Source organism: Alistipes sp. D31t1_170403_E11 (assembly GCF_015553985.1).
GTDB lineage: Bacteria > Bacteroidota > Bacteroidia > Bacteroidales > Rikenellaceae > Alistipes > Alistipes montrealensis.
The window spans coordinates 344,578-356,690 of sequence record NZ_JADNHQ010000001.1 but is presented as its reverse complement, the minus strand read 5'-3'; the positions used below and the strand labels follow the sequence as shown (position 1 = coordinate 356,690).

5 protein-coding genes are annotated in these 12,113 nt (G+C 60.3%); 3 read left to right on the top strand and 2 right to left on the bottom strand.

The window, feature by feature from the left end; translation table 11 throughout:
- Positions 1-11: 11 nt before the first annotated feature.
- Together I2E69_RS01365 and I2E69_RS01360 are read right to left on the bottom strand one after the other, a co-directional pair.
- Positions 12-3,143: a SusC/RagA family TonB-linked outer membrane protein gene (locus tag I2E69_RS01365; RefSeq protein ID WP_195458353.1), complete on the bottom strand. Its 3,132-nt coding sequence runs from the start codon at positions 3,141-3,143 to the stop codon at positions 12-14.
- A gap of 30 nt (positions 3,144-3,173) precedes the next feature.
- Positions 3,174-6,125: a chondroitinase family polysaccharide lyase gene (locus I2E69_RS01360; RefSeq protein ID WP_195458352.1), complete on the bottom strand. Its 2,952-nt coding sequence runs from the start codon at positions 6,123-6,125 to the stop codon at positions 3,174-3,176.
- Positions 6,126-6,309: 184 nt separating this feature from the next.
- On the opposite strand from I2E69_RS01360, the gene I2E69_RS01355 reads away from it, so the two are divergent.
- From I2E69_RS01355 to I2E69_RS01345, 3 genes are read left to right on the top strand one after another with little or no spacing between them, the layout of a single operon-like run.
- Entirely contained in the window at positions 6,310-7,524 is a 1,215-nt protein-coding gene (locus I2E69_RS01355; RefSeq protein ID WP_195458351.1) for a glycoside hydrolase family 88 protein, read from the top strand.
- Between the two features lie 11 nt (positions 7,525-7,535).
- A complete protein-coding gene (locus I2E69_RS01350; RefSeq protein WP_195458350.1) occupies positions 7,536-10,565 on the top strand; it encodes a chondroitinase family polysaccharide lyase in 3,030 nt (1,009 codons plus the stop codon).
- 1 nt (position 10,566) lies between these two features.
- Positions 10,567-12,105 (top strand): sulfatase, encoded by a 1,539-nt coding sequence (locus tag I2E69_RS01345; protein ID WP_195458349.1) that lies wholly within the window; start codon positions 10,567-10,569, stop codon positions 12,103-12,105.
- Positions 12,106-12,113: the final 8 nt, after the last annotated feature.

Sequence of the window (12,113 nt, the reverse complement as noted above, 5' to 3'; positions counted from 1 at the left end):
CGTTTAAACCGTTAGAAAGTGAGGTTTACGCCGGCCGTGAAGCCGAATGCGCGGGGATATGCCGACCAGTCGAATCCGGGGGTCAATACCGAATTGCGGGTCGAAACCTCGGGGTCGGGGCCGCTGTAACCCGTCAGCGTCCAGACGTTGTCGGCCGAGACGTAGACGCGCATCTGGCTGATGCCCGCTTTGCGGAGCGAACGGCTCGGCAGCGTGTAGCCCAGCGATATGTTCTTCAGGCGCAGGAACGAACCGTCCTCGATCACGCGCGACGAGTACTCCTCGCGGCCCGTGGCGCCGACGCGCGGGATGTTCGACGTGGGATTCTCCGGCGACCAGCGGTTGGCGTAGGAGGCCAACTGGTTGGTCTGGCTCTTCCAGCCCGATTCGAAGACGAGGCGGTTGGCGTTGAGTATGTCGTTGCCGTAACTCCACGCGAAGAAGATATTCAGGTCGAAATTCTTCCAGTTGAAGTTGTTGCCGAAACCGCCCGTGTTAAGGGGCTGTCCGCATCCGATGATCGTGCGGTCGTAGTCGTCGACGACGCCGTCGCCGTTCATGTCTCGGTATTTCATGTCGCCCGGCTGCATCGTGTTGCCCTTGAACGAGGGAACGCCGCCGACGAGGTTGCCCTTGTCGTCGAAATCTTCGGCCTTGTAGGTTCCGTCGTAGATGAAACCGTACATCATGCCCGTGGGCTTGCCCACCTGCGAGATGTAGGGGAACTGCGAGTTGAAACGCGTCTCCCACGACACGGAGCTCTGGAGCGTGTTCTGCCCGTCGACCAGTCCGAGGATTTTGTTGCGGTTGAAAGCGATGTTGAACGAGGTGGACCACTGGAACTGCCGGTTCTTGACGTTGACCGTTTCGAGCGTCAGTTCGAACCCGCGGTTGCGGATTTTGCCGATGTTGAGCATCCCCTGTTCGAAGCCCGACGAGGCGGGCAGCAGGGCGTAGAGCAGCAGGTCGCGCGTCACCTTGTCGTACCAGTCGGCCGTCAGTTTGATGCGGTCCTCGAAGAATCCGAGGTCGAGGCCGGCGTTCCACTGCTCGGTGGTTTCCCACTTGAGCTTTTCGTTGGCCATGTTCGAAACGTAGTAGCCCGGCACGCGCTCGCCGCTGAACACGTAGTCGAGCGAGCTGCCCGAGCCGGGGTTGACGGTGATCTGCGAATAAAAGTCGTAGGGGGTCTGCGTGCGGTTGTTACCTGTGAGGCCCCACGAGAGGCGCAGCTTGCCATTGCTCATCCATTCGCTCTTTTTCAGCAGGTTCTCGCGGTTGAAGTTCCACGAAAGACCGGCCGAGGGGAAGTAACCCCAGCGGTTGTCGGAGGGGAATTTCGACGAACCGTCGGCGCGGAACGAGAAGGTGAAGTAGTATTTGTAACGGAAGTTGTAGTTGGCGCGCAGGAAAGCCGACATCATCCGCCAGTCGTAATAGTTGCTCTGGACCTTCTGGTAGTTACCCGTGTAAATACCCGCGATGCCCAGTTCCTCGGAGGTGATCTGTGTCGACGAAACGCCGTCGTAGGTGTTCTTCTGTCCCTGGAGCGAGAGGCCGGCCATCAGGTCGAGGTTGTGGTCGCGGCCCACGCGTTTCTTGTAGTTGAGCGTGTTTTCGTTCGACCAGCTCGTCTGGTCGGTCCAGTAGATGGCGCCGTTGACGCCCTTGCCGCTGGGCGATCCGGCGTATCCGGTGTAGGTCTGGCTGCCGTTGAACTCCTCGCGGCGGCGCTTGTTGAGCACGTAGCCGCCCGTCGTCTTGAACGTCAGTTCGGGGGTGATCTTCCACGTCAGCGCCGCGTTGGCGTTGAGGTAGTCCACGAGCGTTTTGCGGTACTCGTTTTTAGCGGTCTTCACCGGGTTGAAACGATAGTCGTCCGATCCGGCTACGTCCGCGTCGAGCATCGAGTCGAGGATGTCCTGCCCCGGGGAGGTCACCGGACGGTAGCCCCAGACCGAGAACATGAGCCAGCCCGACGAAGACGAGGTCGTCTGTGCCGTGGTGGGGGTCACGCCGTTGGTTACCGTGCGCGAATAGTTGGTGTTCACGTTCAGCGACAGTTTCTTCGAGATGGGCAGCGTGAAATTGGCCTTGCCCTGGTAACGCTGGAAGTTCGACCGGATGATGATGCCGTCCTGGTCGAGTGCCGAGAAGCCCACGTTGTAGCGCATGCCCTCCTTGTTGCCGCCCGAGAGCGAGACGTTGTAGTTCTGCTGGAAAGCCGTGCGGTAGAGCCGGTCCTGCCAGTCGATGCCTTTGATGTTGCGGTAGTCGTCCAGCGTCAGGCCTTCGCTGAAATAGGTTTTGTCCATGTCGACGCCCCAGTCCTGCTGTAATTTCACAAACTCGTAGGAGTCGAGCAGGTCCATTTTGTTGGCGATCTTGTTGAGCGAGAATGCGGCGCTGAAGTTCACCGTGGGCTTGCCCTCGTTGCCGCGCTTGGTGTTGATCACGATGACGCCGTTGGCGCCGCGCGCACCGTAGATGGCGGTCGCCGAAGCGTCTTTCAGTACGTCGATCGACTCGATGTCCGCGGGGTTGATCGACGCGGCGAACGAACCTTCGGACGGGAATCCGTCGATGATGTAGAGCGGGGCGTTGCTCTGCGTGAGCGAGTTGTTGCCGCGAATGGTGATATTGGCCTCGGAGCCCAGCGAGCCGTCGCCCGTGGTGACTACCACGCCGGCGATGCGTCCGCCCAGCGCCTGGTCGAAGTTGGTGACGTTGGCCTTCATCATCGTTCCCAGGTCGGCTTTGGCTACCGATCCGGTGAGGTCGCGGCGCGTGGTGGTTCCGTAACCGATGTTGACGATCTCGACGGCGCCGATCTGCGAAGCTTCTTCGGTCATTTTGACGTTGATCGCGGTGCGTTTGCCGACATATTCCTCGACGGTCGTGTAACCGAGGTAGGAGAAGACGAGTGTTTCGGTCTCCTTCGCCTTGATCGAGTAACTGCCGTTGGCGCCCGTGGCCGTTCCCGACTGCGTCCCCTTGATCAGTACGGTTACGCCCACCAGCGGTGCACCGTTGGCGTCGACCACGCGTCCGTCCACGGTGCTCTGAGCGAATGCTTCCCCTGCCCGGAATACCGACAGGGTCAGCAGCGCTGCCGCAGCCATGCGTTTAAGTGCTTTTTTCATAAAAATAGATAGGTTGTGGGATAAAAATGGTTATTTCTTCTTAAGCCGGAACTCCACGGGCTGTCCGTGGCGGCAGGTTATCTTCAGCAGTGTTCCGGTATCGTGGGAAACGGCCGTGACGCCCGGATATTGTGCGGCGAGTTCCCATGCGCCGTCGAGGAGCACCTCTTTTTCGATGGGCTGGCTCTCCTGGCGCGTGGTGTAGGTCTTCTCCGTGAGGCCGAGATCGGGTGTGCAGACGCTCATCACGACCTGCCCGTCCGCGTCGGTGCGCTCCATTAAGATCGTCTCTTCAGTCGCCTTGCGCACAAGGCCTTCGCCCGTGTACTCCCCGAAACAGATGTAGCCCGTGATGCCCGTGGCGAAGTCCTTTACGACGTGGGCCGTGTTGTCCTTGCGCAGCACCTCGTAGCCGTCTTTCTTGATGAAGCGTGTAATTTCTTTGTTCGAGGGCTGGATGTAGACCGCATATTCGTATTCGGCCTGCTTGGGCGCGCGGCCGTGGTCGATCCAAGCCGTGGCGAAGTTGCCCGTCTGGAGTGCGCGGGTCTTGTCGTTGGGCGAGGTCTGCTCCTGCTTGACGATGTTCACCGCCCCGGCGTTCTTCACCACGTAGAAGTTGCCCTTCGTGTCGGAGAGTGCCAGCCGTTCGCCGCCCTTCGTGAGGTTGAGCGGGAAGGCGTCGTAGACTTGTCCGTCGACTTCCAGCTGTTCGCCCGGGCTGTCCAGTTGCAGTTGGAAGAGCGTCGTTTCGGTGGGATAAGCGGAGTTGTCGTTGTCGATGCCGCTGCCGAGGAAGACCATCCGGTTGTCGAAGCAGAAGACCGACTTATGGGCAGTAGCGCCCGGGGTGAAGTTCTTGCGATCCTTCTCGACGAACTGGAAGGCCAGTACGCCATTGCGGCCTTCGAGCGACGAGGCGCCCGAGAAACGCTCGAGATTGCGCTCCATGAGCGTTCCCGGCAGCGGGCTTTCCAGTTCGGGGTAGGGCAGGTGGATGGTCGTGGCGCCCGGTACGCGGTTCCAGTCCCAGCCGTCCTGTACGAATCCGCTCGCGGCGGCCGTCACGGGATTGCCCGAGCCGATGATCGGCGCCGAGCCGTAGCTCTGGTAACGTCCGTAGCGGTTGTCTTTGGTGTATATTTCCGAGCCCCAGACATCAGAATTGTAGGCTTTGAGCGTCACCATCCAGTTGTCTCGGCGGTGAATGCCTGCAGCGCCGTAATTATAGACGAAGAAGCCCGACGGCGTAGGTCCTGCCGATATGCCCTCTTTCTTGAAAAGGTTGTTCAGCTCCTTGTCCGTGCCTTTCAGGCGCAGGTAGGCGCCTGCCAGTTCGGTGTCCGCGCCCTTGCCGCTGCCCGTCAGATCGCCCTGCGTGGCCAGATAGCCGAAGGCGTTGACATCGGCGTCGGGAATGCGGCCGTTTTTGCCGAAGGGATGGCGGCCGGCGAGACCGAGGCCCCAGTCGCGCAGGTCGGTGTAGTTGGCCATGGTCATCAGGGCCAGTTTGAAGTTGCGGCGAGCCGGCTCGGAGAGGATGAAATCGGTCCCGGCCGTGGCTTTGCAGTAGTAGCCGATCATGGCGAACGCTCCGGTCGAGTAGGCCGGGTAGAAGCCGCCGTGGTGGAAGGTCGTGCCGTCGGGTTTGATGCCGCCGATCGTGCCCGGCGTGAAGTCGAGGCTGCCCGAGAGCCACACTCCGAGGCCCTTCATGGCGCGGTACTGTTCGGCTTCGGAGGGAAGCATCAGGGCGCTGATAATCTTGGGGATGAGCAGCGTGTGCCACGAGTCCAGCAACTCGTCGCGCCCGTAGACATAGGGCTTGCGCGTCTCCGCAAGGCCGCTCCAGTAGGCCAGGACCTTGACGTATTCGTCGGTTTTGCCGCGGGTGGCGATCTTGTCGCGCATGAGCCACATGGCGTCGTAAATCTTGCGCACGTTGTAGCCGTAGTGGTGGTTGGTTCCGTTGCCGTGGCCGAAGGCGAAGCCCTGGTCGATAGCGTGGTCTATCACCAGGAAGAAGTCGTCGTCGTATTTCGAATCCTTGTTGATGTAGCTGTTCAGCGCAAAGGCGTTGAGCATGTTTTCGATGTCGTCGAGGCGCAGTTCGCCTTTCGGGCGGTTGCACTCGTCGTTCGAGAGCAGCGGTGCGCCGAGTACGCCTCCGTCGGCGGTGCGGCGGATTTCTGCTTTCTCATAGGTCGCCAGTGCGCGCGGGATGATCGTGCCGTTGATGTAGTTGGTGCTCGACATGTTGGCCGCGACGATGCTTTCGATGCGCGACTTCACGGCGTCGAGCTGGGATTTCTCCGCAGGGGTGATCTCGCGCAACGGCTCTTCGTAGGCATACTGTTCCCATTCCCAGAGGCGGGCCCAGTGCCACAATTCGCGCTTGAGGTTGCAGTTGTTGTCGGGAATCTGCTTGTCGGGGGTGATTTGGTCGTGGAGTTTGACTTCGGAGAAGGTCAGGCGGTCGAGGAACAGCTCCCCGCTTTCGACTCCGGCGGGCGTCGAAACGATGAGCCGCGAAACCTGCTGCGAGGCGTGGTCGCCCGGCATGTCGTTGTACTTGATCCAGCAGGCGCGCCAGCCCGTGAAGTCCATGTGGAAATCGAACCAGTAGGGGACTTCGCCGGTGGGCGTCTCGAATGAGAAACGCATGTCGGCGTCGACGGCTTTGGGGTTGTAGATCCAGAGCATGACGCCTGCGCCTTTGACGCGCATCGAGCGCATCAGTTGTCCGAAATCGTTGTAACGAAGCGTCGAAGGGGCGCTCCACGACCAGCGCAGCGAATGGGTTCCGTCCTTGTAGCGGAGGCCGCTGAGTTCGGCTGTGCTGTTTTCGCCGCATACGAAAGCTTTGGGAATTTCCGTTTCAAAGCTGATTTTAGCATCTATCGCTGCTGCGGCGTTTTGACTCCAAAGAGTGGCGAATAACCCTAAAATCGCTGACACTCCGTAATTTAATACTTTTTTCATAGAATCTTATTTGGCCAAATGTAGATAAAGAAATTGGATAACCAAAATTTTAACGATAGAAAATAATAAAAATTTTATTTTCATCAGAAAAAGTTATTAAAATATGTTGAAAGTCTGGAAAAAACTTTATCTTTGTCCGGAAAGTTGATTTGGTTTACCAAAATAAAACGTTAATTACCTATTTATGAAGACTGTATTTAAATACACGATCGCCGCACTCCTCCTCGCAGGAGCCGCAGCCTGCTCGCAGCCCGGGAAGCGCGCGTCGATTATTGGCGAGAATATTGCCATCGCCGAAAAGCAGATCGGCATGCTGGCCGATTCGAGCGAAACGGGCGGTGTGATCCGCATTCCTTCGACCTGGAAGAACGGCCGGATCGACTACGTGCCCGTCGACGACTGGGTGAGCGGTTTCTTTGCCGGAACGCTGTGGTATATGTACGAACTGACGGGCGACGAACAGTGGGCTGCGCGTGCGCAGAAACACACCGAAATCCTCGACTCGGTGCAATACCTCCAGTGGCATCACGACGTGGGCTTCATGATCTACGACAGCTACGGCAACGGGCTGCGCCTGAAAAACGTTCCCGGCTACAAGGACGTGATCGTCCAGACGGCCAAATCGCTCGCGACGCGTTACCGTCCCGTTCCGGGCGTTATCCAGTCGTGGGATTCCGACCGGGGCTGGCAGGGCGAGCGCGGCTGGCAGGTCCCGGTGATCATCGATAACATGATGAACCTCGAACTGATGTTCAAGGCTACGGAGTTCTCGGGCGACAGCACCTATTATAATATCGCGGTGAAGCATGCCGACCGGACGATGAAGGAGCATTTCCGTGATGATTTCAGTTGCTACCATGTCGTAGACTACGACCTGACGACGGGCGATGTGCGCGGACGCTGCACGGCGCAGGGTTATGCCGACGATTCGGCATGGGCGCGCGGGCAGGCGTGGGCCGTTTACGGTTATGCGGCCTGCTACCGCTACACGGGCGACAAGCGCTACCTCGACCATGCGGAGAAGGTGGCGAATTTCATGCTCAACGACAAGAATATGCCTGCCGACCTGGTTCCCTACTGGGACTACGATGCGCCGAACATCCCCGACGAACCGCGCGACGTTTCGACGGCCGCCATTATCGCATCGGCATTCTATGAAATATACACCTATACGGGCAACGACCTTTACAAGCAGAAGGCCGACAAGATCATCGAGTCGCTTTCTTCGCCGGCCTACCGCGCCCCGGTGGGCGGGAACGGCGGTTTTCTGCTGATGCACTCCGTGGGCAGCATTCCGCACGGCAGCAACGTCGACGTGCCGCTGAACTATGCCGATTACTATTTCCTCGAAGCGCTGATTCGCAAAGGCCGCGTGGAGGCGGGTGAGCCCTTGTTTTAAACCCGATGCCCATGCGTAAACTGTTATTTCTCGCCGCTGCGTCGGTATGGTCGCTGGCCGCACCGGCTCAGTCGGTGCGGGAGGTCGCCGATGCACGGATTCTCTCGTTCGAAGAGTCTGCGGCGCCTTTTACGGCATCGAAAGGCTCGTCGCTGAGTGTTTCGGGCGACCATTACAAGCACGGCGCCCGTTCGGTCCGCTGGCAATGGTCGCGGGAGGGGGCCGGGGTGCGTATCGAATCCCCGGTGGGTTACCTGTCGGAAAATCCCAATCCCAAGGAGACTTCCGTCTCGACCTTCGTTTTCTGGGTCTACGCCCCGAAGGCTTTGACGGGCAAACTGCACTTCGAGTTCCGCAAGGCGGGGCGCACCTGCGCGTGGTTCGACTACGGACTGGAGTTCTCGGGCTGGCGCGGCGCATGGGTGGCTTTCGACCGAGACATGCAGGGCCGCCCCGAGGAGGGCATGGACGAACTGGTGATCAGGGCGGAAGGCGTCAAAAAAGGCGAGTTGTTCTTCGACCACCTGATCCTCTCGTCGTTCCAGGACGTGCGACACCATACGGCCGATTTCCAGGCTCCGTTCATCAACGCTGCGACCACGAGCCACTGGCTCACGCTGCTGCGATCGTGGCGCAACCCGATGCCCGCGGTCCCGGCCGTGATCAGCGAGGCTGAGAGGCGCGATATGGCGACCGTCGGACAACGCCTGCGGGAGCTGTTGCTGGAAGACAAAAAGCCGGCGGCAATGAATGCCCTGCGTAAACGCTTCGCCGGTTACGGCATTACGGAGAATCCCGACGGGACGGTTAAAGGCAAACCGATCTGGTTCGTACGTTATGCCGAAACCTACATCAACCTCGGACACCCCGCTATCGGCAAACTGTTCAACGACAACGACCAGACGCTGCGCAAATACAACGATTTCATGTTTCAGGTCGCCGTGGCCCACGATGCCGCTGCCAACGCCGCCGAACGGGCCGAGCTGGAACGGATGTACGTGCTGCTGACGCGGCATCTTTTGGATCAGGGTTTTGCCGCGGGAAGTGCTTTGGGAACCCTGCACCATCTGGGTTACAGCATGCGCAATTTCTATACGGCTCCGGTCATCATGCGCGACGTACTGCGCCGTGCGGGGCTGGAGCACGACGTGCAGCAGGCAATGGAGTGGTTCTCGGGCGTAGGCGAGGTGAAACTTCCGCCTGCGGAGCCGGGCATGGACATCGACGCCTTCAATACGTCGCTCATCGGCCGTCTGGCGAGCATCGTGATGCTGCCCGACACTCCGGTCAAGGCGGCCTATCTGGAAGCCTTCTCCCGCTGGGTCGACAACGGCTATAAGGTTACCGAGGGAACCGGGCCCTGCTTCAAGAGCGACGGTACGGTTTTCCACCACCGCCGCCACTATCCGGCCTATGCCGTGGACGGGTTCAGCGGCGGGGCGGTCAATGCCGTGTGGCTGCTCTCCAACACGCAGTTCGCGGTGAGTGCCGAAAGCCATGAAAACCTGAAACGCGCGCTGCTCGAAATGCGTTTCTACTGCAATCTGCGGTCGTTCCCGCTGGCCCTCTCGGGCCGCCATCCCGACGGAAAGGGAGCCTTGATTCCGTGGCACTATGCCCGGCTGGCCCTCGCCGGGTCGCCCGATGGCCGTGAGGCGGTCGACGCGGAACTGGCCGCGGCCTACCTGCGTGTGGCCAAAGGAAAAGATGCTTATACGCGGTTGTTCGCCGAAAAAGGTATTGTCCCCGAGCCTTCGCCCGTCGGAACCCGCGTTTACGGATATAACGCCTCGGTGTCGCACCGCCGCAGCGATTGGCTCGTTACGGTTGCGGGACACAGCCGCTACCTCTGGGCGGCGGAGATTTATCAGGGCGCCAACCACTATGGCCGCTATTTGACGCACGGCAGCGTGCAACTGCTTGCCGACGGTGATCCCGTGAGTGCTTTGGGCAGCGGATTCCGCCAGGAGGGCTGGGACTGGCGTCACATTCCCGGGACGACGGCGCTCGAAATCCCGATGGAGCGAATGAAGGCCGACATCCTGAATGTCGACACCTGTTCGGGCTACGAGGAGATGCTCCTTTCGGACGAAGCATTTGCCGGAGGTGTGAGCCACCGGGGCCGCGACGGAATGTTCGCGATGAAACTGCACGAGCACGACAAATACAACGGTTCGCTCCGGGCGCTCAAATCGGTTTTCCTGTTCGACGACCGGGTTGTATGCCTCGGTTCGGACATCGAAAACAAGGCCGAGGGCGGCCTGCACACGACGCTGTTCCAGAATTTTCTGGAGAATGAGGCCGATCCGGTCATCGTGAACGGCGTTGCTGCGACGGAATTCCCCTACCGGGCCGAACTTTCGGGCGGTGCGGTCCTGCGCGACAACCTGCGCAACGCTTACTTCGTGCCGCAGGGCCGGGTGCATATCCAAAAGACGCTCCAGCACTCGCTCGACGAAGAGACCGATGCTCCGACCGAAAATAATTTCGCAACGGCATGGATCGACCACGGCGGCGTGGTCAGCGGCGGCGGGTACGAATACATGCTGGTCGTGCACGCGTCGGACGACGACGTGGCGCGTTACGGCCGGGAACTGCCCTACGAGGTGTTGCGCCGTGACGCTTCGGCGCACATCCTGCGCGACAGGCCGTCGGGTATTACGGGCTATGCGCTCTTTGCCGCCGGTAAGGTGGGTGTGGGTGTGCTGGAAAGCGTGTCGCTGCCTTCGCTGGTAATGATCGGCGGCGGCAAAGGCGGGTTGACGGTGAGCGTCGCGGACCCCGACCTGCGGTTTTACGAGGGGCCGAGCGACGAAGTGTTCGATGCCGACGGAAAACGCGTCGAGCGGAGCATCTACTCCCGCACGTGGATCGATAACCCCTCGGAGGCATCGGAACTGGCGGTCGTGATCCGCGGCCGCTGGCAGCCGGACGGCGATACGCCGGGATGCCGTGCCGAGGCCGAAGGCGAAAACACCCGATTGACCTTCACGTGCCGCGAAGGCGCGACGCGCGAAGTGAATCTGATTGAAATACGATAAAATGTTGAAAGTAAAAACTGTAATTCCGTTTGCGGGCCTTGCCCTGACGGCCTGCGGGCAGTCGGCGGCCGAGCGCCCCAACGTGATCTATGTCTTTCCCGACCAGTACCGCAACTCCTCGCTGGGCTTCTGGAGCGATCCGGAGTTTGCCGCCGAGGTGGGGTGGAAGGGCGATCCGGTTGTGACGCCCAACCTCGATCGTTTTGCCCGCGAAGCCACGGTGCTGACCGAGGCGGTGAGTAACTTCCCCGTGAGCAGTCCCCACCGGGGCATGCTGCTGACGGGTATGTATCCCGAGCGGAGCGGCGTAGTGCTGAATTGCATGTCGGAGCGGCCCGAGAGTTCGCTGCGCGAGGATGCCGAGTGTATCGGCGATGTCTTCTCGGCGGCGGGTTACGACTGCGCCTACATCGGCAAACTGCACGCCGATTTCCCGACCAGGAACAACCCCCAGCGTCCGGGGACCTATGTCAGTGACGACGTTCCCGAGTGGGACGCCTACACCCCGCCCGAACGCCGCCACGGCTTCAACTACTGGTATTCCTACGGCACGTACGACGTGCACAAGCATCCCCATTACTGGGACACCGCGGGCAACCGCCACGATATCGACGAGTGGTCGCCGCAGCACGAGGTCTCCAAAGCCATCGAATATATCGAAAACAAGGGCGGCGTCCGCGATCCTAAAAAGCCGTTCCTGATGATGATCGGCATGAATCCGCCGCATTCGCCCTATGCCTCGACCGACGACTGCGACCTGGAGGGGTATGAACTTTACAAGGATAAGTCGCTGACCGAACTGCTCGTGCGCGACAACGCCGATACGACGATGGACAAGGCTGCCGCCGCGCGTTACTATTTTGCCAACGTGAGCGGTATCGACCGGGAGTTCGGCCGCCTCATGGAAGCGCTGGACAAAGCCGGACTCACGAAGAATACGATCGTCGTCTTCGCCTCGGACCACGGCGAGACGATGACCAGCCATTCGACCGCCGACCCCAAAAATTCGATCTGGCGCGAATCGCTGAACATTCCCTTCCTGGTGCGCTATCCCGGGCGGGTTCCCCACCGTGTGGACGACATGCTGTTGTCGACGCCCGACATCATGCCCACACTGCTGGGACTGGCGGGCCTCGGCGAACGGATTCCCGCGAGCGTCGAGGGGCGTGACTATTCGGCCCTGCTGCGGCAGGACGCCGTGCAGCCCCGGCGTCCGCGCGCGGCGCTTTACATGCGCAACCTCGACGGCGAACGCGATGCCGACGGAATGGTCCGCGGCTTCTTCGCCCAGGCGCGCGGCGTAAAGACTTCGACGCATACGATGGAGCTGCGCATCGGGCGCGACGGCCGGCTCGAACGCGTATTGCTGTTCGACGATGCCGCCGATCCCTACCAGTTGCACAACCTCGCGCCGGAGGAGAACCCCGAACTGTTCGCCTCGCTGTGCCGCGAACTGGCCGTGCTGCTGCGCGATAACGACGATGTGTGGTTCCGCGAACGCGTGCTGGCCGACGTGGTTCCTTATGATACGAGTAACTAATAATATCG